This window comes from Cytobacillus oceanisediminis, from assembly GCF_007830235.1.
Taxonomy (GTDB): domain Bacteria; phylum Bacillota; class Bacilli; order Bacillales; family Cytobacillaceae; genus Cytobacillus; species Cytobacillus oceanisediminis.
Genome location: NZ_VLKI01000001.1, coordinates 466,298 through 489,649, shown reverse-complemented (window position 1 = coordinate 489,649; position 23,352 = coordinate 466,298). Strand labels below are relative to the sequence as shown.

Annotated in this window: 24 protein-coding genes and 2 pseudogenes; 20 read left to right on the top strand and 6 right to left on the bottom strand. The window is 36.1% G+C overall.

The features are described from left to right. The first annotated feature begins 6 nt into the window (after positions 1-6). Both nikD and nikE read left to right on the top strand, forming a co-directional pair. On the top strand, positions 7-837 hold the full coding sequence (gene nikD / locus IQ19_RS02300) for a nickel import ATP-binding protein NikD (RefSeq protein ID WP_144539474.1): 831 nt from the start codon (positions 7-9) through the stop codon (positions 835-837). A gap of 33 nt (positions 838-870) precedes the next feature. After that, the gene (gene nikE, locus IQ19_RS02295; RefSeq protein ID WP_144539472.1) at positions 871-1,692 is read left to right on the top strand and encodes a nickel import ATP-binding protein NikE; all 822 of its coding nucleotides are present in this window, start codon (positions 871-873) and stop codon (positions 1,690-1,692) included. A 262-nt stretch (positions 1,693-1,954) separates the two neighbouring features. Here the strand turns inward: nikE and IQ19_RS02290 are convergent, their stop codons facing one another. Further along, a complete protein-coding gene (locus IQ19_RS02290; RefSeq protein ID WP_144539470.1) occupies positions 1,955-3,640 on the bottom strand; it encodes a NucA/NucB deoxyribonuclease domain-containing protein in 1,686 nt (561 codons plus the stop codon). Between the two features lie 431 nt (positions 3,641-4,071). Between IQ19_RS02290 and IQ19_RS02285 the strand changes: the two genes are divergently transcribed. The 4 genes from IQ19_RS02285 to IQ19_RS02275 all read left to right on the top strand — a co-directional run bounded on the left by IQ19_RS02285 (position 4,072) and on the right by IQ19_RS02275 (position 8,952). Then, entirely contained in the window at positions 4,072-4,818 is a 747-nt protein-coding gene (locus tag IQ19_RS02285; protein WP_144539468.1) for an SAM-dependent methyltransferase, read from the top strand. 155 nt (positions 4,819-4,973) lie between these two features. After that, positions 4,974-5,123, top strand: coding sequence for a hypothetical protein (locus IQ19_RS27650; protein WP_158638724.1), 150 nt, complete (start codon positions 4,974-4,976; stop codon positions 5,121-5,123). Between the two features lie 416 nt (positions 5,124-5,539). Then, positions 5,540-8,155 (top strand): phosphoenolpyruvate synthase, encoded by a 2,616-nt coding sequence (ppsA, locus tag IQ19_RS02280; RefSeq protein WP_144539466.1) that lies wholly within the window; start codon positions 5,540-5,542, stop codon positions 8,153-8,155. Positions 8,156-8,409: 254 nt separating this feature from the next. After that, positions 8,410-8,952 carry a hypothetical protein gene (locus IQ19_RS02275; RefSeq protein WP_144539463.1) on the top strand — a complete coding sequence of 181 codons (543 nt, stop codon included), beginning with the start codon at positions 8,410-8,412 and terminating at the stop codon, positions 8,950-8,952. A 114-nt stretch (positions 8,953-9,066) separates the two neighbouring features. On the opposite strand, the gene IQ19_RS02270 is transcribed toward IQ19_RS02275, so the two are convergent. Next, on the bottom strand, positions 9,067-9,906 hold the full coding sequence (locus tag IQ19_RS02270) for a tyrosine-type recombinase/integrase (protein ID WP_144539461.1): 840 nt from the start codon (positions 9,904-9,906) through the stop codon (positions 9,067-9,069). A 158-nt stretch (positions 9,907-10,064) separates the two neighbouring features. Between IQ19_RS02270 and IQ19_RS02265 the strand changes: the two genes are divergently transcribed. The 11 genes and pseudogenes from IQ19_RS02265 (at position 10,065) to IQ19_RS02210 (ending at position 18,595) form a co-directional block, all read left to right on the top strand. Then, positions 10,065-10,529 carry a hypothetical protein gene (locus IQ19_RS02265; protein ID WP_144539459.1) on the top strand — a complete coding sequence of 155 codons (465 nt, stop codon included), beginning with the start codon at positions 10,065-10,067 and terminating at the stop codon, positions 10,527-10,529. A gap of 457 nt (positions 10,530-10,986) precedes the next feature. Continuing rightward, positions 10,987-11,442, top strand: a complete 456-nt coding sequence (locus IQ19_RS02255) for an SRPBCC family protein (RefSeq protein WP_144539456.1) — start codon at positions 10,987-10,989, stop codon at positions 11,440-11,442. 156 nt (positions 11,443-11,598) lie between these two features. Next, positions 11,599-11,913 (top strand): hypothetical protein, encoded by a 315-nt coding sequence (locus tag IQ19_RS02250; RefSeq protein WP_144539454.1) that lies wholly within the window; start codon positions 11,599-11,601, stop codon positions 11,911-11,913. Positions 11,914-12,280: 367 nt separating this feature from the next. Continuing rightward, entirely contained in the window at positions 12,281-12,586 is a 306-nt protein-coding gene (locus tag IQ19_RS02245) for a YceB family lipoprotein (protein WP_144539452.1), read from the top strand. 151 nt (positions 12,587-12,737) lie between these two features. Continuing rightward, positions 12,738-13,055: a hypothetical protein gene (locus IQ19_RS02240; protein WP_144539450.1), complete on the top strand. Its 318-nt coding sequence runs from the start codon at positions 12,738-12,740 to the stop codon at positions 13,053-13,055. Between the two features lie 174 nt (positions 13,056-13,229). Beyond that, on the top strand, positions 13,230-13,667 hold the full coding sequence (locus IQ19_RS02235; protein WP_144539448.1) for a VOC family protein: 438 nt from the start codon (positions 13,230-13,232) through the stop codon (positions 13,665-13,667). Between the two features lie 120 nt (positions 13,668-13,787). Next, positions 13,788-14,257 (top strand): annotated as a pseudogene (locus tag IQ19_RS02230) (AraC family transcriptional regulator); the annotation flags it as partial. A gap of 310 nt (positions 14,258-14,567) precedes the next feature. Continuing rightward, a complete protein-coding gene (locus IQ19_RS02225) occupies positions 14,568-15,539 on the top strand; it encodes a quinone oxidoreductase family protein (RefSeq protein WP_158638723.1) in 972 nt (323 codons plus the stop codon). Positions 15,540-16,219: 680 nt separating this feature from the next. After that, on the top strand, positions 16,220-16,534 hold the full coding sequence (locus IQ19_RS02220) for a hypothetical protein (RefSeq protein WP_144539444.1): 315 nt from the start codon (positions 16,220-16,222) through the stop codon (positions 16,532-16,534). Between the two features lie 185 nt (positions 16,535-16,719). Beyond that, entirely contained in the window at positions 16,720-17,601 is an 882-nt protein-coding gene (locus IQ19_RS02215) for a PhzF family phenazine biosynthesis protein (RefSeq protein ID WP_144539442.1), read from the top strand. A gap of 592 nt (positions 17,602-18,193) precedes the next feature. Next, positions 18,194-18,595 carry a GyrI-like domain-containing protein gene (locus tag IQ19_RS02210; protein WP_144539440.1) on the top strand — a complete coding sequence of 134 codons (402 nt, stop codon included), beginning with the start codon at positions 18,194-18,196 and terminating at the stop codon, positions 18,593-18,595. 305 nt (positions 18,596-18,900) lie between these two features. Here IQ19_RS02210 and IQ19_RS02205 read toward each other — a convergent pair whose 3' ends face one another. The 4 genes and pseudogenes from IQ19_RS02205 to IQ19_RS02190 form a co-directional block, all read right to left on the bottom strand. Continuing rightward, the gene (locus IQ19_RS02205; RefSeq protein ID WP_144539438.1) at positions 18,901-19,317 is read right to left on the bottom strand and encodes a DUF1284 domain-containing protein; all 417 of its coding nucleotides are present in this window, start codon (positions 19,315-19,317) and stop codon (positions 18,901-18,903) included. 389 nt (positions 19,318-19,706) lie between these two features. Continuing rightward, positions 19,707-20,132, bottom strand: a complete 426-nt coding sequence (locus IQ19_RS02200; protein WP_242020866.1) for a family 4 glycosyl hydrolase — start codon at positions 20,130-20,132, stop codon at positions 19,707-19,709. Further along, positions 20,075-20,260: a hypothetical protein gene (locus IQ19_RS02195; RefSeq protein WP_144539436.1), complete on the bottom strand. Its 186-nt coding sequence runs from the start codon at positions 20,258-20,260 to the stop codon at positions 20,075-20,077. Before IQ19_RS02195 ends, IQ19_RS02200 begins: the two co-directional genes overlap by 58 nt. A 132-nt stretch (positions 20,261-20,392) precedes the next feature. Further along, a pseudogene (locus IQ19_RS02190) lies at positions 20,393-20,593 on the bottom strand (family 4 glycosyl hydrolase); the annotation flags it as partial. Positions 20,594-20,601: 8 nt separating this feature from the next. Between IQ19_RS02190 and IQ19_RS02185 the strand changes: the two are divergent. The 3 genes from IQ19_RS02185 to IQ19_RS02175 all read left to right on the top strand — a co-directional run bounded on the left by IQ19_RS02185 (position 20,602) and on the right by IQ19_RS02175 (position 23,328). Then, positions 20,602-21,426 carry a PTS transporter subunit EIIC gene (locus IQ19_RS02185; protein WP_242020865.1) on the top strand — a complete coding sequence of 275 codons (825 nt, stop codon included), beginning with the start codon at positions 20,602-20,604 and terminating at the stop codon, positions 21,424-21,426. 86 nt (positions 21,427-21,512) lie between these two features. Next, the gene (locus IQ19_RS02180) at positions 21,513-22,199 is read left to right on the top strand and encodes an ArsR/SmtB family transcription factor (protein WP_144539434.1); all 687 of its coding nucleotides are present in this window, start codon (positions 21,513-21,515) and stop codon (positions 22,197-22,199) included. A gap of 622 nt (positions 22,200-22,821) precedes the next feature. Beyond that, the gene (locus tag IQ19_RS02175) at positions 22,822-23,328 is read left to right on the top strand and encodes a DinB family protein (RefSeq protein ID WP_144539432.1); all 507 of its coding nucleotides are present in this window, start codon (positions 22,822-22,824) and stop codon (positions 23,326-23,328) included. Positions 23,329-23,352: the final 24 nt, after the last annotated feature.

Sequence of the window (23,352 nt, the reverse complement as noted above, 5' to 3'; positions counted from 1 at the left end):
TGAAAAATGGAAGCAAATGATCGAGACATTTTAAATGTAAAAGACTTACATGTGCAAGTAAAAACCGATGAGGGTTCTTCCACACTTGTTCAGGACATTAATTTTGGAATTAAAAAAGGGAAGATCCTCGGTCTTGTTGGGGAAAGTGGCAGTGGTAAAACGGTTACAAGTATGTCTATCCTACAGCTGCATGATAAGAAGTATATGGATATTAGAGGGAGCATTACACTGCAAGGCAGGGAATTGAATGGTCTGGAAAACAAAGAAATGCGGAAAATTCGAGGGAAGGATATTGCTTTTATTATGCAAAATCCCATGAATGCTTTTACTCCCGTTTTTACGATTGGCCATCAATTTATTGAAACGATTAAATCTCATACTCTATTAAATAAAAAACAAGCTAAGGAGCTTGCGATTGATGTGATGGAAAGTGTAAATTTGCCAGATCCTTATAAATTGTTAAAAAAATATCCTTTTCAATTAAGTGGAGGTATGCTTCAACGAGTGATGATTGCCATGGCTGCATGCTTACAGCCATCCGTTATGATTGCCGATGAGCCAACTACAGCACTTGATCTTCATAGTCAATTATTAGTACTGCGTCTATTAGATAAGATTCGTTCAGAATATGGAACATCTATTTTACTCATTTCTCATGATCTTGGAGTTATTTCAGAGATGGCTGATGATGTAATTGTGATGCAACATGGGAGAATAGTAGAAACTGCAAATGTGTTAGAATTATTTGATAATCCACAACATGAGTACACAAAGAAGCTGTTAAGGACAAGACCAACTTTATATTCTCAAGAACAACCCTATACCTATATGTTGTGATGGACCGATTGAATTTTCCAGGGGGTGAAACCATTGAGCTTATTACAGGTAAAGCAAGTAAATCTTAGCTTTCATTCAAGGAAGCTTTTTAAAGGGAAGGACCAAACAAATAAAGTTCTTAATGATATTTCCTTTGCTATTGATGAAGGAACATGTTTGGGCTTAATTGGTACAAGCGGAGCAGGTAAAAGTACCTTAGGGAAAGTAATTCTCGGGATTCAGCGTCCACAGCAAGGACAGGTTTTGTTTCAAGGATATGACATTTATAATGCGGATAAGGCTACACAACATAAAATACGCCGCGACCTCCAAGTTGTATTTCAGGACTCATACTCAGCTGTTAATCCCCGAATGACAGCCGAACGTATTATAAGCGAGCCATTAGAGAATTATGAAAAACTAACTATAGGAGAACAGAGAAGAAGGGTTATTGAGCTATTAGAAAGAGTAGGCTTAAATGAAAAGGATATAAAAAAATACCCGCATCAATTTAGTGGCGGGCAATTGCAAAGGATAAATATTGCTAGAGCAATTGCTCTTAAACCGAAGTTAATCGTCCTTGACGAATCGGTAAGTAGTTTAGACATGGTTACACAAAGCTTAATTTTACAATTATTAAACGAATTAAAGGATGACTTCGGCTTATCTTATCTTTTTATTACACATGATATTAAAGCAGCATTTTCAATTTCTGATCATATTGCCGTCCTTGAAAAAGGAGAATTGGTGGAGCATTACCATTCAAAAGACCAATTTCTTTCCTCCAAACACCCTGCAGTTAAACGATTAAGAGACTCCATTCTTGCTGAACACCCACGTTTTCGTACAATTACGACCAGGGCAAACATGGGATAATACAAAACAGCGAATCGATTACCTAAATATCGTGAAGTCAGATAAAACGAATGCATAAATGTCACAACATATTAAAATGCTGTGACATTTTTATTGTTTAAAGGGGAAAGTGATATGAGTTTACAAAGTTCTGCGTATACAGGCACTTTACAAGCATCTCTAACGAATAAACAATACATGGCTTTAGCCGTGCCAATTATTATATCTCAGATGATGACGACACCCTTCCGTTAAGCTGTGGATAACAGCCTCTAAGTTAGTATTATGGGATTGCATAAACTTCGACAGTGAAGCTCTCTCCATTCGTATTTTCCGGATTGGCAATATAAAGATCCTTGCTGGTTTCGATTTCTGTTTCCGATCCATCCTGGAGGTCATAGAAAATGGTTTCATCGATGCCGAAACTGATGTCTTTCATGACATCGAACTTTGCATCAGTTGGTCCATTGATGATTTTCCACTGTAACTTGGTTGCATATGAAGGTATGTTCTGAATAGAGAAGTTATCGCTGGAACGATGGTCCTGACCGTCTTGTGGCTGGCCTTCAGAACGGATTGTCGCAATTTTCTCAGGGGCTTCGACCTGGACATGGAATCGGTCTCCGTCTAATATACGGTCATACGCGTACCAGGTACCTAGCCAGGTCCCTGCAGCTTGATTGGAGTCCGATGAAATAAGGCTCACAGAAAAATTGTCCGACCCATTCGTCGAGGAGCCTTGCCAGGTGGAAGCGAACGGATACTCGTCACAATCCTTGCCGGTCCGATCCTCATTTGCGAATTCCCGCTCACAAGTGCTTCTTGTCTTTGACCTGTTGCGATTGTATTCATCCGGATGGCGTTTCGTATACATCCGTGTCAACGTGCTGTCCCCGACTTCGCCCGGTATCTTCTTTCCGATCATTTGAGGCTTCGTCTGTTCCGGGTGATCCATCGCGAACTTCCAATGCTGGCCGGCTTCAGCTAACATCGAAAATTCCGGTTTTGTGATTGGGACGTTAAAAATGGGTGTGGCTTTGCTGAATACGGCTCCTTGCCAGAAATATTGATTAGGGAAAGCAAACATATATTTTGCAGAATCGTAACGAACGGTCTGTTTAATGCCATCAATGCTCTTTTTGAATTTCCTTGGTGCATGTGTAAGGGTAAGTTTTGGCCAAAATTCCATGTAGCCCAACTGGTCAGGATTTGAATCAGTTGGAGGTGGCGCTTCTGATGTGAAAATTTCTGTACTAAAGTTTGTGTTTTTCCATTGGGCGATCGTTCGTTCCGTCGGCGGGAAGTCGGGATCCTCTTTACAATCACCTGCGTTCAGCTTGGATTCACATACCATATCAATTTTCAGCTTGGCTCCGTTCAAGGATGGATGCGTCACGATGATATCATCAAGTGTATAATAGACCCTCATTTTCCTGCTTTGGTTGGAGCCATAACCTATTTCAGTGAATTGAAATTGAACGCCTTCGTAAAAACAGAACCCGCCAATGCACTTTACTGGGACTTGATATGTTGCGACGTGGGACCAGCAGAAGGAATACCGGTTCTTGATATAACCTGTTTCTGAACTGCTGTCTGGACTTCTTTGGCATTCTTCTGTAGTCAGGATATGATCATAGTCGAAGTCAGGGGGTGTCCATCCGGCTGCCGTCTTGATCGGAGGCGCCATGTTCGCTCTGTATGTTGTGTTACTTTGCTGGTCTTCTTCCATCAATTTATCTAATGTCTGAATCCCTTCTTTTTTCTGGCTCTGATCTTGCTTGATCCCAAGCTCTTCAACAGACTTGCCTTCCTTCATAAGTTTAGTTGCCTTTTCAATCTTCTCCTTGTTATTTGGGAGCCAATAACCTCCGCCTTCTGTTTCGGACTTCGCTTGTGCCGGTGAAATCATTCCCATTACCAAAAACAAAAGAAGTACAGATAAAACGCTATGCCTGTAAAACCTGGACATCCTATCCCTCCCTTATATTTTGATTTGGAATAAAATGTTGTCTTAGAAACAGATAGAAGGATTTTCCTTGCGAACAATTAACTAGATCCATTACTTCGATGGCATCCAAATCGTTGACAGGATACTACAAAAAAAAAATATTCACAATATATTCCAAGGAAAATACAACCAATAACCTACAAAAATTCCCAAAATAATCAGCGTACTAGGAAAAAGGGGTCGTATAAAGAACCCGTTAATTTATTCAAAAATATCTTCAACAATCTGGCACTTTACCGGAACAAGGAAATTCAATCTTTATGAAAATTTTCATTTAATGGGATAAAACTCTCGGGTAAAACTGGATATTTATGTTAATATAGGTGTGAGATTAAGATTTTCTTACGTTTGTCCTATAGTAATAAGTAAAAAACGTCTATGGAGGTTTTGATTTGGATAAAAATAAGTTTTCAGCAATAGCCCACCAAAATCATTCTTTTTATAATCCAGTTAACCCTGCAAAAATTGATAAAGTGATAGAGCTGCTTTCTTTAACAGCTAATGACAAAATAATTGACATAGGTGCTGGGAAAGGGGAAATTCTTCTTCGAATTATTGAAAAGTACAGTTCAAATTGTATTGCTATCGAACAATATGATGGTTTTGCAGAACAATTAAAAGTAAATGCTAAAAATAAAGGTATTTTAAATAACATCCAAGTCATTAAACAAGACGCTAATATAGCAATAAAGACATTCAATCAAGAGTTTAATGTGGGAATTTGTATCGGATCTTCTCATGCTTTAGGTGGCTACCTTAAAACTATAGAATCTTTAACAAACAAAGTTGTAAAAGGTGGATATATTGTTTTAGGAGAAATTTATTGGAGGAAAAAACCCGATGAAGAATACCTGGAATTTTTCGGTGGGGATGAGAAGGATGTTTTATCTCACCCGGAAAATATATTTACAGCTCAGAAATACGGTCTAATACCTTTATGGTCTTCAGTTTCCAATGAAGATGATTGGGATTCATATGAATGGTTATATTCCAAATCTATTGAGGACTATTGTTATAACAATCCTGAAGACCCTGATTGTCCTGAAATGTTAGAAAGAATCAGAAGTTGGAGGGAAATGTACTTAAAATGGGGAAGAGATACCCTTGGTTTTGGTCTATATCTTTTTAGGAATATGTGATCTTCAACTAATGGGGTGCAAGAGCTTAAGATTCAGCTGCCAAAACAGGCGGCTTTTTTTGTTCAACAAAAGGGGGAGGTTTGTTGAACAAGTATAATTTAAAACAAGATAGAATATAAGTTTTGTAAAGGACAATATCTTGGTGAGGGGATTTAATGAATAAGGATAACGAAGATAAACATAATAGCAAAATAAATACAGATGATGCTTGGAATAGAACCTTTTATGGGAGTCCAACAATTGGTGGTTTTGTTGTTATAGGAATAATAATAGCTTTTATTATTTATAACGTCTTTTTTAAATAATGGAGTAGTAAGAGTTGAGGATCCAGTGAGGAATGGCAGCTCTTTTTTTCTTTTTGGACTAACTTTTGGCGGGTTGCTTTCAGAAGAATGAACGAGGGGAAATGGAAATTAATCAATTACTAATGGACATGCCATTACAATTTGAAACAGAAAGGTTAATACTACGTACACCAAGTTTGAAAAAAAGGAAAATTAATCATTTCTCAATAGTACTTTGGATAATCAAAATAAAAGACTTTTTAAGCTGACAAGAGTGAGAACTGTAGAAAGGTCAGCTGACTTTATTGTAGGGTCTACTTTTTTTTGAACTCTTTCTAATTTAATTATAGCATTAAAAAAATGGTTAATATAGGCTATTTATTCTCATTTACTACTGCTAAAATCAATAGAACCTTAATGGTTAGGAGAGATGTAGAATGAGTTCTTTGGTTCTCGGTTTTCAGGAAATGGAACAAACGGAGCTTTTGTTCGTTGGCGGAAAAGGGTTAAATTTAGGGAAATTATCAAAAATTGAAGGAATACAAGTACCAGAAGGATTTTGTGTTACAACAGTGGGATTTCAAAAAGCCATCGAACAAAACGAAATGTATCATGCTTTGTTGGATCGACTAACAATGCTAAAAGCAGAAAATCGAGATCAAATTGGTGAAATCAGCAGGAAGATACGTCAAATCATTATGGAAGTAGAAATTCCTTCCGATATTGTGAAAGCAGTTACTCACTATCACTCCCAGCTTGGTGATGAACATGCTTATGCAGTACGTTCTAGTGCGACTGCTGAAGATTTACAACATGCCTCTTTTGCTGGTCAACAAGACACCTATTTAAATATAATCGGCAAAGAAGCAATCATGCAGCATATCCGCAAATGCTGGGCTTCCCTATTTACGGATCGTGCCGTGATTTACCGTATGAAAAACGGATTTGACCACAGCCAAGTGTATTTATCCGTTATCATTCAACGGATGGTTTTCCCACAGGCATCAGGGATTTTATTTACCGCTGATCCGATTACTTCTAACCGAAAGCTGCTATCAATCGATGCCAGTTTTGGACTTGGAGAAGCACTGGTCTCAGGCTTGGTCTCTGCCGATTGTTATAAAGTACAGGAAGATAAAATCGTCGATAAGATGATAGCAACCAAGAAATTGGCTATCTATGGACTAAAAGAAGGCGGAACAGAGACCCAGCAGATCGATCCGGATCAGCAAAAGACACAAACACTTACTGATCAACAGATTTTACAACTGGCACGCATAGGAAGACAGATCGAAACTTATTTTGGTTGCCCACAAGATATCGAATGGTGTTTAGTTGATGATACATTTTATATCGTCCAGAGTCGTCCAATCACTATTCTTTTCCCCATCCCTGAAGCGAATGATCAAGAAAATCACGTCTATGTATCTGTTGGCCATCAACAAATGATGACCGATCCCATGAAACCATTGGGGTTGTCTTTTTACCTGTTAACGACTCCTGCACCCATGCGTAAAGCTGGCGGAAGGTTGTTTGTTGATATCACACATATGCTGGCTTCGCCTGTCAGCAGAAAAACGATAATAGATACCTTGGGAAAATCCGATCCGCTAATAAAAGACGCACTCATGACCATCGTAGAACGAGAAGGTTTTATAAAATCGTCACCAGGAGGTAAAAAAGTAACGAGTACCAGTAAAAGCAATAAAGGTAAATCGTCTGAGGGTTTTCAAGCACAAATCGAAAATGATCCGACAATCGTTTCTGATTTGATTAAGAGTAGTCAAACATCGATAGAAGAGTTAAAGCATAACATCCAAACAAAATCAGGACCGGATTTATTTGATTTTATTACAGAAGATATCCAGCAATTAAAAAAGATTTTATTTGATCCACAAAGTTTGGGTGTGATTATGGCTGCTATGGATGCTTCAACATGGATCAATGAAAAAATGAACAACTGGTTAGATGAAAAAAACGTAGCAGATACGCTTTCTCAATCTGTACCAAACAATATTACTTCGGAAATGGGTCTGGCGCTATTGGATGTCGCCGATGTGATTCGCCCTTATCCAGAAGTAATTGATTATTTACAACATGTAAAAGATGATAACTTTTTGGATGACCTGGTTAAGTTTGATGGTGGACGGGAAGCCCAAGATGCAATAATAGCTTATCTTAACAAATACGGAATGCGTTGTGTCGGAGAAATCGATATTACTAAAATCCGCTGGAGCGAAAAACCAATTACTCTTGTCCCCGTGATTCTTAGTAATATCAAAACCTTTGAGCCTAATGCCAGCAAGCGGAAATTTGAGCAAGGGCGGCGTGTTGCTTTGAAAAAAGAACAAGAGTTATTAGATCGATTGAAGCAATTACCGGATGGTGAACAAAAAGCCAAAGAAACAAAACGAATGATTGACCTAATCCGGAATTTCAGCGGGTATAGGGAATATCCAAAATACGGCATGGTTAATCGCTACTTCCTTTATAAGCAGTCTTTACTGAAAGAAGCCGAACAACTCGTACAAGCGGGCGTCCTTCATGAAAAAGAAGATATATACTCTCTCACCTTTGTAGAACTTCGCGAAGTCGTACGCACAAATAAACTGGATTACCAGATTATCAGCAAACGAAAAGACGAGTACAAATTATATGAAAAACTAACTCCTCCACGTGTTATCACGTCTGATGGTGAAATCATTGCAGGTGAGTACAAACGAGAAAATCTCCCAGCCAAAGCGATTGTAGGTCTGCCTGTTTCTTCCGGCGTTATAGAGGGACGCGCTCGTGTGATCTTAAACATGGAAGATGCTGATTTAGAAGATGGAGATATATTAGTCACTTCCTTTACTGACCCTAGCTGGACACCAATGTTTGTATCCATAAAAGGCCTAGTCACCGAAGTTGGTGGACTGATGACCCATGGAGCAGTTATCGCACGTGAATATGGTTTACCAGCAGTTGTCGGAGTAGAAAATGCTACCAAACTGATAAAAGATGGGCAACGAATTCGAGTCCATGGAACAGAAGGGTATATCGAAATATTGTAATTGCTGAATACCTTACAGTATGAAAGATGTTATATTGAGATACTTTTCTTTTGTTATAGAATAATCATTTTTACGTTTTAAGGTTATTTGTTCAACTAACGGGTGCTTATGTTCAAGATCAGCTGCCGAAAGAGGCGGCTTTTTTTGTTCAACTAAAGGGGCAGGTTACTTGAAGAAGGATTTTTGAATCCAACTCCCGAATTGTTATTTTTACCCCAGTTTCAAAAGCGTATTGAGGTAAAAAGGAGGAAGTGATGATGATGCTAAAACAAATAGAAGAAGCGAAAAATAACAAACATTTGCTTGAAATATACAGGGATTTGAGTGATGTTGGAAAATTTAAGGCTGGTGGAGTGTTGAATGCAAATGAAGAATATACCATTTTAGCGGATATTTCGGCTGATGGTTTGTACGATGGTTTTTCCCTAATTTTAACGGAGAATATTTTTCAAATTAACAAAAATACACGGTATCTTAAAAACCTTGAAATATTATATGAAGCAAAAAAACAGAACCATTTTAGATATGATGTGGAGAATGAGGACTTAATTCAGGGTTTTTTTGAGGTTGCGAAAAAGCAAGAATTTGTTGTTATAGTAGAAATTTCAGAAGAAGCGACAATTCAAGGGCTTGTTAAAAGTATTGAAGATGATATTGTCGTTTTATCCGCCTTAACAAATGACGGAGTACTTGATGGTGAAACATATGTAAAAAAAGAAGATATAACTTGTATTGTCTGTGATAATCAAGAAGCAAATTGTTTAAAAATTTTATACTCTAAGATTAGCAAAGAATAGATAAAACCATTATTACGCAAAAGGAACACAAAGTTTGTGAAAAAATGTACTCATACTAAGGGGGGCAATGGTAAAAAGGCAGCGGACACTCCGTTGCCTTTTGCCAATCCATTTTTAAAAATACTTTCTATAAAATTCTCTTCTAAGGCTCCCACTTAACTGAGCATAAATCCTAGTGGTTTCGCTTTTCTCGTGCCCAAGTAAACTTTGAATTACATCAATTGGAGCACCATTGTTCAATAGGTGTGTGGCATAGCTATGGCGTAGTTGATGTGGATGAATCTTTTTGTTGATCCCTGCTCGACTTGATATTCTTTTAATGATGTACCTCATTTGTCCAATACTCATTCTATGTGGGTGCCGTTCAGTAACAAAAATAGCTGGGTCTTTATCCTGACGAAGTTCTAAGTATCGCTTGAGCCAGATTTCACACCGTATATTAAAGTAGACCTCCCTTTCCTTATTACCTTTTCCAAGCACAATGGCAGAATGATTTGACCAATTAATGCAATTTTTATCAAAAGAAACAATTTCACCTATTCTACAACCTGTCGAAAACATAAATTCGAATAATGCCTTTTCCATTGGAGTAAAACACGCTTCCCTCAGATGTTCAATTTCTCTCTCTGTTAAAAATTTTGGAATTCGTTTTCCTTGTTTGGGTTCTTTGATTTTGGCAGCTGGATTTTTGGTCATATGCCCTTCCTCGTGTGACCAACGAAGTATCGATTTAATAAATCGAATTCTATGAGCCAAACTTGAAGGTTTTAGGTGTTCACTGGATTTTGCTAAGTATCCTTTCAGCTGATCAGTCGTCAATGATTCAATATTCACATCGTTAAAGAATTGGATAAGTAGCTTAGCTTGGAGCCTATATGCTTTTAATGTCTGAGGAGAGAATCCTTCAATCCTTTTTTCTGATTCATAAAGTTCCCAGGCTTTTGAAAATAACAAAATAATTTCCTCCTTTTCGGTTAAATAAGAGGAATTATTGACTTGATTATTGAAATGGAAACGATAAATATTAAACTATCGGAGCAGTTTAGCTTAAGAAGGTTAATTAAAACAAGCAGAGAATTATTATATATATAAATATATAGGGAATGATTTTGATGAAGCAGCATATCTCAATTGAAGTTGATTTAGAAACTTTAGAAAACAGACAAAATGTTACTGGGAATATACATTTCGTTATTGATTACCATCGTTATTTTCCCGAAGAAGGATGGTCAGATTTTGTTGTTACTATATTAACCTGGTGGATAAATTCAATTAAAGGGTTAATTGTTTCAGAATTAGGAAAAACTTATGAGTTTGACTTTATGGATGGCACTCCAATTATTTTAGCTAAGAAGTTAGATAATGAAAATTTAGAATTACGCTTTTGTATAGATGAGGAAGCAAAACGCCGAGTTATTTTAACGGCAAATTGTTCAATTATAGAAGTTAGAGATTCAATCCTGTCTGTTTCAAAAAAAGTAATCAGATCATTTGAAAGAAAAAAGTGGAAAAGGGAAGGTATTGATGAGCTTAAGGACTTAGTTTTATCCTTAGAGCGATTCCCATTTCCTTATTAAGCTAAAGGCTGCTTTAATAAAAATCTAAGCTATAAGACTGATTAGCAACCAGTCGTGATAATATTGATTATTGAAATCGAAGGTTATTTCTTTCAAGTTTTCCTTACGGGAAAAAAGTGTTCCAAACAACAGTTAAAGCAAAAATATCTACAAGCGAAAGAATTAACCTGTGAGATAAAAGACCTCCCAAATGTGTTTTGTAGGCTTCACAATTTTGAACAACTTCCTTATGAGGGTGATATAAAGGTGGAGTTTGTTATTGATACTGATACCGATAGAATTTATTCACCTTCTTATTAAGCTAAAGGGTGCGTTGATCCAGGAAGGATTGAGGCACCTTTTTGTTGAAATCCTTATTGAACGAACGGGCAGGTTAGTTTAATAAAAATTAGTTAATATCGACTTCGACGAATTATAATTATAGTGTTAGTAAGTGTTTGTAAAAGGGGAATATAAAATGCCTGTTATTGAGCATCAACAATTTATTAAAGCACCTGTTGAAGTATGTTTTGACCTTGCAAGAAACGTAGATATTCATACTCAAACGACCTCTAAAACAAAGGAAAGAGCTGTTGGTGGAGTGACAGAAGGATTATTAGAACAGGGAGATACTGTTACCTGGGAAGCCATTCACTTTGGTATTAAACAAAGGTTGACAGCCAAAGTGACATTAATGGAAAAACCTCATAAGTTTGTAGATATTATGGTGAAGGGAGCTTTCCATTCCTTTGTTCATACCCATCAATTTATCGAAGAAGCAGGCGGAACCATAATGATAGATAAATTTCAGTATAAGTCACCATTCGGTCTAATTGGCGTTGTAGCCGACAAGTTGTTTTTGGAGAAGTATATGAGAGCATTTATTGTTTCTCGTGCAAAGGCACTGAAAAAGATTGCTGAAAATATGGATTAGCCTTCTTCAACAAACGGGTGCTGGTTTAGTTGAAGATCAGGGCTGTCGTTGCGGCAGCTTTTCTTATTGTGCTAAAGGGGCAGTTTACTTGAACAAGGATAATCATACTGTCTCATTGAGTTAAGAAGTATTTAATTAACAGTCAGGGTGGGGAAATTGAAAAAGTCAGTGGAAAATATTGTAGGTTGGACATCGAATTTTATTATATATTTGGCTTTGCTGCTTATTTTACCATTTTTATTTTATGAGATGTTTATGAATGTAGATGCATTTATAGAAGAAAATCATGTTCACCCAGCCATGCCTGTCCTTATGATTATGGGATTAGGGGTTGGACCAATAGTTTCGGCTTGGCTGTCAGCCGTTACTACAAAAAGAGTAAATAAACTTAATCGCCAGAAAAAAATTTTAATACTTTCGGTTCAATCTTTGTTAGCAATATCTATAGTCATCTTTATATCATATGGTTAAGTTAAGATTTATTTATAAGAGGATGATTAAAATGGAGTATCTATATAAAGTTGCCTGGTGTCCAATTTGCTCTCAGGGCTGGGTAGAGATAGTTAAGAATGTTAAAACCAAAGAACTGTTTTTAATGTGTGAGGAATGCCTTAGTGAATGGGAACATCCTAATAATGTTACTGTCAAAAGTGTAATATCGGAAATTAATGATAATCAAGTAACTACACCAACCCACGAAGAGATTCGAAGTGCCGACTGGGAAAGATATATTATTAATCGGTGATGTTTAATTTCAACTAACGGTGCAGATTTATAAAAAGATAAAGGAATCTATTGTGATTAATTCGAATTAGAGACGCTTTAAGGTGGTGCTTTTATGGGATTCGATGTTGTTTTATATAATCATGAGGACCGTAAACTTGGACTATTCGAAATAACAGAAGCTCTCCATAATGAAATGTTTAATTCAAAGAAAATGTGGCGAAGTTTTTCGGAACTTAGGACATTAAGCGATTATTATCTTACTGATGAAACATTTTCAGGAGAGAGGCTAAATAGCCTATTATCAGACCTAAATAATTACAAAACATTTATCTCTGTCAATAATCTAATCGACTATGAAGAATTAATTAAACAAATTTCAAGGTCAGATATCGGAAAAGTCCATATTTCTGGTGACTAAAAAATGGTACACCTTGTTAAACTAACGGGTGCTTATGTTCAAGATTAGCTGCCAAAACCAGGCGGCTTTTCTTAATTCCATAAAAGGGCAGGCTAGTGCAAGAATGTTATAATTTCGATGGGAAACTTTGGTTATTTAGGGAGGGAAAGAGATGTTTTTATGGAAAATGTATTTAATTACTTTTATTGAAATTATTTCATTTTTAATTATTGGTTTTTTATTAACTGATAATGTTCTTAAAAATGTATATGAAAGTGCTCGAATTAGTTTTACAGGGAACGTTTGGGTTGTATGGTTTGGTTTATCATTTATGCTTTTTGGAATATATACAATTGTACTCTCCTTTTTTGTTTCAAAAGAGAATCGGTTACTGAAGGATAGGTTAACCTCGAAAACTTTTTGGTTAATTGTTATTGCTTCTTTTTTCGGGGTTTTTGTTCCATTTTTTATCGGGGAAATTCCTTTTTAACTCTTTTACATACGGTGCTTGTGTTCAAGAACAGCTTCCATATCAAGCGGATTGTCAACTAACGGGGCAGGTTTGTTGAAGAAGGATATTTTCTGTTTTAAGCGAATTGGAATTACAAACAAACATTACACGAATACAGGTATTGAAATAACAGGAACATAGGAGGTATGAGATATGAAGATCAATAAAATAGATCATGTGAGTATAAACGTAAAAGATCTTTCAGAGGCTAAAGCGTTTTTTCTTGATTTAGGACTTGAAGTGCAAGCGGAATGGGAATTGGATGGAGAACAGTTGGACAGAATAGTTGGGCTTAATGATGTTAAAACGGCATGTGTAGGATTGGGGATGCCAGATGGTCAGGCATGGATAGAGCTAGTCAAATTTTATACGCCGTCAGATGAAAAAGATAATCAGCAACCATTTGCAAATACGCTGGGTATCCGACATATTTGCTTTGCTGTTGAAGATATTGAAGCTATTGTTGCAAAATTGAAAAAGAAAGGCACGGAAATCTTTAGTGAGATACAGCAATATGAAGAAAGTTATAGGTTATGCTACGTTCGTGGTCCAGAGGGAATTATTTTAGAGTTGGCGGAGAAAATCAGATAAATATTGAATGGGACTTTAAATGATTTAGACCTCCAACTTTAAAGATTTCTTCTTAAACTCTCGGGTGCGATGCTTCAATAACGAAGGATCGCTTTTTCTTATTCAAGTAACGGGGGTTAGTTGATTAATAAAAATGGGGAGTGGTATAAAATGAATATTTCTAAAAAAATCGAGGTTGAAAAGCTACACCATGATAGAAGTGAGTTGTTTGACAAAGACGTACTACATATCTTAAATGGCCAGGTTATGTATGAGGAGTTTAAAAATAACAGATTGATGGGTGATTCTGATTATGCTCCATTTAATGAAGCAATGTGTGTCAATGCGACTAATGACCAAATATTTGATAAAGAATTTATAAATATTCGAGCTGCAGGTCATCATGAACCAGTAGAGGGATATATTGAAAAGGTTATCGCTCCTTTAGCCAATCTTTTTAATAAAGAGTATGAATATATCGTATTATGGTTTGGTGAAACATGTTTTGTCAAATGAACCTACTTACCATACTTTCCTATCTTGAACAGTCAGGTTATGAGGGGAAAGTGTTCCTAAATAGTTTCAGAGAGGATGAATTTAAAGTTAATCAAACCAAATGATCAACGGCTTCCACTTTCCCCCTATTAATTCTAAAGTAGCTTCTACTGGATCATTTCTTTTTAAATTCATATGTTTATCTTCTTTCCATTTTTTATTTTCTATCAATAGTTTCCTAATGGGAACTATACCACTTTATAGTGCGTACTTACATTAAAAAATATGACATATTATAATCACTTAACAAACCTACAACAGCTTTTGGTATGTTGATCATGAATATTAATAAAGTCTGTCACATGGATAGCAAAGATCAAATTTAACATAAATAAAACTTACAAAATGGAGAGAGGAATTGATAAAATGAAAGCTCTAGTTGTTAAAAAATATGGAGAAAATGCTGAAATCGAACTTGAAACAAGAGATAAACCAACACCCAATCAAGGAGAGGCGTTAGTTAGAGTATATACTGCAGCATTAAATCCTCTTGACTTAACAGTTAAATCAGGTCATTTGCCATTTGCTAAAAACCCTCCACTTATTCTCGGAAATGAAGGGGCAGGAGTAGTAGAATATTCATCAAGGTTTCCTAAAGGATCAAAAGTGATTATCCAGGGTGGAGTACTGGGTGTTAGTAAAGACGGTACACACCAAGAGTTGATTGTTGTACCTGAAAACCAATTAGTTCCTCTTCCAGAGAACTTTAGCTTTGAAGAAGGAGCTGCCTTATCAGTTGCATTTTTAACTGCTTATTTAGCATTAACCTATTCTGGTGAAATCACAAAAGATGAATGGGTTGGAGTAGCAGGGGCAACAGGGTCTGTTGGCTATGCAGCAATTCAACTTGCCAAAGCATTAGGTGCTAAACCAATTGCTATTGTGTCATCGGATGAGAAAGCAAGACAAGCCTCAACAGCACAACCAGAAGCGATTATTAATCTCTCACAAGATGGAATTGTCGAAGGCATTGCTCGCATCACAAATGGTCAGGGTATTAATGTAGCACTTGATCCAGTAGGTGGTAATGGAACAAATCTGTTCCTTCATTCTTTAGCACAAGCCGGTCGTCTTGTAAGTATTGGGTATGCAGCTGGTATGGAAACAACAATTAATCTGATGGATCTTTTAGCGAAAGCAACAAAGATTATTGGATTCAGCATTTACGGCATTCCTAAAGAGGTTATTCAATCAGCACTTCAACATATAATTCAGTTAGCTGAAGAAGGAAAAATTCGCCCAGTTATTGATTCAACGTTCCCTCTAGAACAATGGAGGCAAGCATTTTCACGTCTTACTTCACGAAAAGCAATTAGCAAAATCATTTTTACGATCTAATTAAGCAAAAGAATGTATGTAAAAAATCCATTACTAGTTAACACAAACAATCTTCCGGAACTAACACAACAGCAGAAATCATTAATGAGGAGAGTCCGGATTTTCAAGAAATAGTTATTCCAAAAAAAGGCGCATTAATTAAATAAGTATATAATTTAAATAAGGCTTTATATACAAGGTTTTATGCATTACCTGTATATAAAGCCTTGATTTCTATTCAAAAAACATACTGCCATAAACAACATTTTTTAATTGCCAAATTCAAGCTCTTATTTTACTATGGGGCAGGATAGTTGAAGAGAAGTTAAAAGTTGTTTGTTATATTGATAAGATAGATATTACTAATGAGTGGGTTTAACATATGATGAAACCAAAGTTTTGTCCTAATTGTGGAAAAGGACTAATTGATGAATTTTTTATCTTAAATCATTTACTAGCCTTGTTTTTAAAGAGGGAAAAAAGGATGAAGTTGTAGTCCCTGTACATGGGTGGGGAATAGATTGCTTTTACTGTAATTGGGGAGGAGAAATTCTACCTTATGATAACGAGTAGATTTGCTTCACATATTCTAATTTTTCGTTTATTAAAGTAACGGGAGCCTTGATTCGAGGAAGGGTTAACGGCTTTTTTGTAGAAGGTCTTATTGACCAAACATTTAATAAACAGTCAGGGTGGGAAAATTGAAAAAAGTAGCGACAAATATTGTAAGTTGCACATCAAATTTTATTATATATTGGGCTTTGCTGGTTATTTTACCAATGTTACTTTATGAAATTTTTATGGATGTAGATGAATATATAGATAAGCATCATGTTGACCCAGCCATGCCTGTCATGATGATTATGGGATTAGGGGTTGGACCAATAGCTGCGGCTTGGCTGTCAGCCGTTACTGTAAAAAGAGTAAATAAGCTTAATCGCCAGAAAAAATTTTTAATACTTTCGGTTCAATCTTTGTTAGCGATATCTGTAATCATCTTTATATTAAATGGTTAAATGAATACTTATTTATAACCACGGGTGCGATTTTATCCAGGAAGGATTGTCGCACTTTTTTGTTGAACTTATTGTACAAACGGGCAGGATTGTTGAATAAGAGTAATATGTTTTTTACTAAACTTAAAAAGAAATAAATGGTATGTCATATAAAACATTACAGTCACAGGTGGGGGATAGAATTAATGGGGAAAATTAATTATTCAATTGTGGATGTTTTTTCACAAGGAAAATATACAGGAAATCAACTTGCTGTTTTTAAGAATGCTGAAAACCTTTCAGATAATAAAATGCAACAAATAGCCAAGGAGATTAATTATTCAGAGACTACTTTTATTTTATCAGATACAAAAAAAAATGATGGTTATGATGTTCGTATTTTTACACCTAATGAAGAGGTTCCTTTTGCTGGACACCCGACTTTAGGAACAGCATATATAATTAAAAATGAAATAATAGGGGAACAAATAGAAAAACTTATTTTAAATTTTAAAGCTGGACAGATTCCCGTATCGTTCGATAAACAAGAACAAATAATTTGGATGGAACAAAATAAACCCACATTTGGGCGTATTTTAGATACGAATAAGGTTTCTGATGTTTTAAATTTAAATAAAGATTACATAGATGATAGATTTCCTATCCAGGAGGTTTCAACAGGACTTCCTGTGATTGTTGCCCCTTTAAAATCTTTAGAAGCAATTAAAAAAGTTAGAATAAATAAAGAAAAATACTTTGAGTTAATTGAGCATACTGATGCAAAAGCAATTATGGTCTTCTCTCCTGAAACATATAGTGTCGATAATAATTTAAACGTTCGAGACTTTGCAGATTATTTTGGTATTCCAGAAGATGCAGCTACTGGAAGTTCCAATGGATGTTTAGCTTCTTACTTAGTTAAATATCGGTATTTTGATAAAAGTGAAATTAATATTCGTGTAGAACAAGGATATGAAATTAAAAGACCATCTTTATTGTTTTTAAAGGCAAGTGATGAAAACGGAGAAATCATAGTATATGTAGGAGGAAAGGTAGAAAAAGTTGCTCAGGGCGAATGGTTTCTATAATAAATAATCTTCCTTTTTCATTTAGCGAGTGCGATTTTTTCAAGATGAGGCTCGCTTTTTTCTTATTCCAACTATTAGATTGTGAAATATTGTACTTAAACTATTGGGTACTTTAGTTCAACAAGACATAGTAATTAAGATCTTCAACAATCGGGCGCTATCCTGGAACAAGGATTTAGCGCTCATTTTCGTTAGAGGGCCAGACTCTTGAATAACAATTTAAAACAAAATGGATATTAATGTTAAAATATAGAAAGGGTTGTAAGACTTGTGCTTAACTAACGGTAACCTAATCAAGTAAAGGGTAGCTATTGGAGGGAGAGTAATGGCAAGGTTTATTGACGATTTAGTTGGGGCAATCTATGATTTCTGCAAGTTTATTTTCAAAAGTGTATGTTACCTATTTGCAGGGATGTTAATTGTAGGAGTCCCACTTTATCTAATTACTTTAGCGTTTAAAATGTTTAATTAATGGGCGCGCTTGTCCAACAAGAAGCGCCAGTCTTTATGAATAGGGTGGTATTGTTAAGCAATTAAACTTTAAGATGGTAAAACATGATTTTGGTTGAACTCTTTATAAAGGATGGGGGCTATGGACTTTACAGTTATTAAAAAGGTTAGGACTAACAACTTTAATGACGATCGTATAATGCAAAAGATTTCAGATATGTGGAAAGGGGCTTCCACCGAATTATCAAACCATGAAGGTATTACATACGGTTTGTACCATGAATATGATTCTGATTATAAAGGGGATTATACGTTATGTGTTGCTATTGATGGCAAAAATAAACCTTCAATAGTCATACCTGATGATACAAAATATGAAAAATTTACAGTTAATACTGACGAAGAACAAGGCATTTTTAATACATGGAATGAAATTTGGAATAAAGAAGAAGAGGGCAAACTAAAAAGAGTATACACCTATGATCTCGAAAAGTATTACCCAGATGGAAATATTGATATTTGTATTGCTGTTAAGGAAAAATAACTTTATTCAACTAAAGGGCGCGATTGTTTAATAAAGGGCTTCTTGTGCTAACGAGCAGCCTCTTTAATAGAATGGTACTAAAAAAATTTAAGATGAGGTGTTTACTTTGAGAGTTTTAACACAGAGACAGTTAGATTAATTATTAGACCATATATTACGGAAGATTACTATTTCAAGGTGGTCTGAGTGAACTTTTTTTTCTGTTCATTTAAAATGCCAAATCGTTTTGTTGAATAGCTGAAAGCGTTATATTAATCCATTTTTAAATATTGCACAAAACGAAACTATTTAATAAAAGGGGGGACTTATTTAACTTCCCTTAAACCCTTCCCTTCAAGAATCTCTTGAATACCTTCTTCACAAACTCCATATAAACGCCAGGAACAAGTTTCACACACAGTTTGAATATCGGAGGGGACTACATACTTTTGGATGTGCGACTCAATGTCCTCCCATTTCAGAATTTGCCCTATTTTAAGCTCCATTTTCTCTAAAATAGCGGAATCTCTTTCATAAATATTGTCGTGTTGGCAGTGGTATTCCCCAGAGTTGGGGTACTTTTCACACAGCTGATCAGGTCCCTTTACAAGCTGAATCCACGTCTTGGAGTTGTTTCTCAAGGTTTGATGCAAACGTGTCATATTTTCCACGTATTCTTTGGAATAGCCCATTCCCCGATATCCCAGAAGGCAAAAAAGATGATGACCTCGTAGCTTATACATAAATTTCCCCCAGTTCGACAGGTTCGCTCACATTTAAATGTTAACTTAAAAATGAAATAGGTTAACACACTTATTCATCATAACATATAACCTTCCTAGGTTCTATTGTTGGAAAGGGATTTTGAGTTGCGGCAGCTACCAGCTTGTCTGCCTGGCTGTTTCCGCATTTTTGTGAACAACTTTTACATAACTCTTTTATTTTATTAGCGATGTTTTCTTTGCCTGCTTCCAAGATTCTATTGAAGTAGGAAATGCTTGTAAAGTTAATAAAGAAATACTAGATTATAAAGCTCCAAAAAACACGGCTGGCCTTATATACGAACGGGCGCTTTAATGGAGCAGCGAAAAAAGCCTAATTTCTAATTTTTAATTCTGAGAGATTGGGCTTTTTAATATTGGAATTTTTTAAAGTTGTAAATTCGCATTTCCTGTCGATACCCAGAAAGGGCACAAAAGTCGAGTACGCTTCCCCTGCTCTTGACAAACAGGCCGTTTGCTGTTAAGCTTGCCGCAACCTCTACCATTGCATCCTTTGGAAGATTGTCAATAATCCCATCATTCTTTAAGATGACAATAAAATTATCACTTTTGTTATAGGCAATCGATTCAGCAACGATTAAAATAAACTCCCCATGAGCATCGTTATGAACAACATGAGACTCTTTAGAAGTACCCGCTTCAATCACTCGTTTACATTCTTCAAATACTCTCTTTTCTCTGCCTTCCATTACTTCATTCGCACGTGTATGTTCAGGATTCAACTTCTTAAGAACTTTATCTGGGTATAAATAATATTGTAAGTACGTATTAGGCAAGTAATCAGGAAAATCTCGAGGGTCGTACCAATCCCCAGCAAAAGACCTGCTGCAGGCAATAAAGAAATAATAACCATAAATGATTTCCCTACACGCTGGAAGAGATCAAAGTTAAAGAATTTTTTCATATATTTTCTCCTCGTTTCCATCAAAGTGTTCCAAAAATAAAAAATGAAAGCGCATAATATATTACCATTAAAAAAATAGTAGAGAGAACTTACTTAATGGTCGGAAGAACTCCCTACTATGAAAAAAACAAATTAATTTAACTCTGGCCAATACTCTTTATTTGCTTCAATGAGGGCGTCCAAAACTTCCCTGGCTTTCCCGGCTGAAACAATTGTACGGTTTAACGTCAACGCTTGCAGTGCTTTCTGGTAGGACCCTTCCAAATACGCCTCTACTGTTAGTTTTTCATAGGCAAATTGCCCCTCAATCAATCCTTTATGGAAGGTTGGGATCACCTTATTTGATAGAATATATGCCATTTCTTGAAGGTGGAGCTTGGCAAACCTTCGCATCGTTAATGAAAGGTGCCGGAAGTGCAATCTTTAAGAACCTAGGAATCTTGTTTGCTATCGGTATTGCGGGCAGCTGGACAGGAGGAAAAGCTGGAGCCAGCATAGCGGCTTTTGTAGGTTATGTTGTCATGCATACGGTAATAGGCATTGTATTGGGAATCACTCCTGAAACAGCATCACAGCCTGGTTACACGACAGAGCTTGGAATCCCAACTTTACAAGTGGGTGTTTTTGGCGGAATCTTAATGGGCTTTGTAGCAGCAGCACTGTATAAAAAGTATCATGAATTCAAAATGCCTGAAATGCTATCATTCTTCGGAGGCACAAGATTTGTCCCGATTGTGACCGCAGGTGTTTCAATCATCATGGCGTTAATTTTGGCATTTGTTTGGCCACATGTACAAGATTTTATTTTTGCTATTGGAAACGCGCTTGCAGGGGAGCACACTCCTCCATTCTATATGTTTATATATGGATTAGTTGAACGTGCTTTGATTCCTTTTGGATTGCACCATATTTTCTATATCCCAATTCGTTTTTCAGAGGTTGGGGGATCATATACGACTCTTGCCGGTTCAATCGTTTCTGGAGATACAGCAATGTATATGGCTCAATTGGCGGATAAACAAGTTAATTCAGGTATTGAATTACAGCTGGTCGTTTCATGGCAGGTAAATTCCCGTTCATTTTGTTTGGGCTTCCGGCAGTTGCATTGGCTATGTACCATATGGCCAAGCCTCATAAAGTTAAGTCCTTTACATGATTCAGATTAAAAATCCTTTTTGCTTTATATCTATTGTAAGAGCTAAATAATTCGACTATCATCGAAATATGGAATACATTATTAAGGGGGAGTTAGATGAGGTCTGGTCCAGACGCTTCAACGATTGCTTCATTAATAAGCGATCCATCACGTGCAGCCATATTAACAGTACTCATGGATGGAAGAAGCCATCCAGCAGGAGATTTGGCTTATGCAGCAAACATAAAGCCACAAACTGCAAGCTTTCATTTAGCGAAGATGCTTGAAGTGAATGTGGTTTCTCTAGAGAAACAAGGAAGGCATCGATATTATCGAATTGAAAATATTGAAATAGCAAAAGCCCTTGAAACGTTGCTAGCTATTTCACCTCAACCAAAGGTAAAATCATTCAAACAAGTAACGGAAAATGAGAACTTACGTTTTGCACGTACTTGTTATGACCATCTCGCTGGAAAACTCGGAGTAAAACTTATGGACGCTCTAGTAGATAAGGGATACATCATTGAGGAAAGTAATGAAATTTTGATTACGAAGGAAGGTGAGATATTCTTAGAGTTATTTGATATCCCCTTAGATATCGTAAGAAAAAAACGTCGTTCATTCGTTCATAAATGCTTAGATTGGAGTGAAAGGCGCCATCACCTTGCCGGTGCATTAGGTCATGAACTTTTTGAACGCTTTTTCGAATTACAATGGATCGAACGAATGGAAAAAACAAGAGCGATAAGAATAACTTCTGCAGGTAGAAAAGGGCTTAATGAACTTTTATCAATAACATTATAATAAGTGTTAATTTAATACGTATGTAGAAAACTGATCTTCAGCAATCAGGCGCGTTTACCGAGCAACGAGTCTTTTTGTATTGGGCCAGCATTGTAAAGTAAGTTGTACAACTAACTCTGAGGTTAGAGAAGGATTTCACGAAACTTAAATAGAATTTCTCACTAATACTTTTAAAAGGTTTATTGGATAGATTCTCTTTATTTTATAAGTAATAAGATATATTAATGAATGCTAATGAGATCAAAAAAAGTTCTCCTATTGATTCTTTCCTAGAGGAACATTCTAAATTCCGCTTTCTGAAATGAGGAAAGCGTCTTTTTTTATGAAAAGAGCCAGATTGCGGAATAAAGGGGAGGATTAGTCCTTCGGTAATATACTTAGTCCAAGTTTTCGAAGGGATGCTTCTAAAGAACCCAAGGATTAAAATAAATTCCCCTATAGAAATCCTATTATTCTATTGCTTTCAACAAAATAGGTGGATGAAAAAACTTCAGGAAAAAAGGATATAAAGAATATTGTGTAGAATAGAGATTTTGTAGAAAGCGGATAAAAGAAAACAAATTAAATGATTTCTGATCGTTCTAAAACTTTTTCAATTTTAAAAATAGAGTGGAGTGAGCTAATGGAAAATAATCGGGCAAAGAAAATGTACGATTACCACGTTTGGGCTAACCAGAAAGTGATCCAACACTTGAAGCAACTACCTGATAGAATTTATAACGAGACAGTTAATAGTGTTTTCTCATCGATTTCAGATGTGCTGATTCACCTATTTGCAACAGACATTACTTGGTTGGAGACGATGAAAGGAAGTAGCTTTCACGATACTGTTAAAGAAGTTGAGCGTCGAAAGTCAGAAGCATCAGGAGCGTCTATAGAAGAACTTGAAGTGTTCTATGATTCGCTTTCAAAGGAATTTTACAGTTTTTTTGCAGAGCAGAAGGATCTAGAACGAGTCATCATTACAGAGCACCCTCAATATGGTCGCTGTGAGTTCATACTTGCAGATCTCATTCATCATGTAGTCAATCATGGAACCTACCATCGCGGAAATGTGACAGCGATGCTGCGTCAACAAGGTGAACGAGGCATACCTACGGATTATGTATATTTTCTTTTTGAATGCTAGCGTTTTGTGAATATGCCAGAAAAG

What these genes read in the sequence shown, in the direction of transcription:
- nikD (WP_144539474.1), top strand. Translation starts at nt 7, where the DNA reads ATGGAAGCAAATGATCGAGACATTTTAAATGTAAAAGACTTACATGTG.
- IQ19_RS02290 (WP_144539470.1), bottom strand. Translation starts at nt 3,640, where the DNA reads ATGTCCAGGTTTTACAGGCATAGCGTTTTATCTGTACTTCTTTTGTTT.
- IQ19_RS27650 (WP_158638724.1), top strand. Translation starts at nt 4,974, where the DNA reads ATGAATAAGGATAACGAAGATAAACATAATAGCAAAATAAATACAGAT.
- ppsA (WP_144539466.1), top strand. Translation starts at nt 5,540, where the DNA reads ATGAGTTCTTTGGTTCTCGGTTTTCAGGAAATGGAACAAACGGAGCTT.
- IQ19_RS02275 (WP_144539463.1), top strand. Translation starts at nt 8,410, where the DNA reads ATGATGATGCTAAAACAAATAGAAGAAGCGAAAAATAACAAACATTTG.
- IQ19_RS02265 (WP_144539459.1), top strand. Translation starts at nt 10,065, where the DNA reads ATGAAGCAGCATATCTCAATTGAAGTTGATTTAGAAACTTTAGAAAAC.
- IQ19_RS02255 (WP_144539456.1), top strand. Translation starts at nt 10,987, where the DNA reads ATGCCTGTTATTGAGCATCAACAATTTATTAAAGCACCTGTTGAAGTA.
- IQ19_RS02245 (WP_144539452.1), top strand. Translation starts at nt 12,281, where the DNA reads ATGGGATTCGATGTTGTTTTATATAATCATGAGGACCGTAAACTTGGA.
- IQ19_RS02240 (WP_144539450.1), top strand. Translation starts at nt 12,738, where the DNA reads ATGTTTTTATGGAAAATGTATTTAATTACTTTTATTGAAATTATTTCA.
- IQ19_RS02235 (WP_144539448.1), top strand. Translation starts at nt 13,230, where the DNA reads ATGAAGATCAATAAAATAGATCATGTGAGTATAAACGTAAAAGATCTT.
- IQ19_RS02225 (WP_158638723.1), top strand. Translation starts at nt 14,568, where the DNA reads ATGAAAGCTCTAGTTGTTAAAAAATATGGAGAAAATGCTGAAATCGAA.
- IQ19_RS02215 (WP_144539442.1), top strand. Translation starts at nt 16,720, where the DNA reads ATGGGGAAAATTAATTATTCAATTGTGGATGTTTTTTCACAAGGAAAA.
- IQ19_RS02210 (WP_144539440.1), top strand. Translation starts at nt 18,194, where the DNA reads ATGGACTTTACAGTTATTAAAAAGGTTAGGACTAACAACTTTAATGAC.
- IQ19_RS02205 (WP_144539438.1), bottom strand. Translation starts at nt 19,317, where the DNA reads ATGTATAAGCTACGAGGTCATCATCTTTTTTGCCTTCTGGGATATCGG.
- IQ19_RS02195 (WP_144539436.1), bottom strand. Translation starts at nt 20,260, where the DNA reads ATGAAAAAATTCTTTAACTTTGATCTCTTCCAGCGTGTAGGGAAATCA.
- IQ19_RS02180 (WP_144539434.1), top strand. Translation starts at nt 21,513, where the DNA reads ATGAGGTCTGGTCCAGACGCTTCAACGATTGCTTCATTAATAAGCGAT.
- IQ19_RS02175 (WP_144539432.1), top strand. Translation starts at nt 22,822, where the DNA reads ATGGAAAATAATCGGGCAAAGAAAATGTACGATTACCACGTTTGGGCT.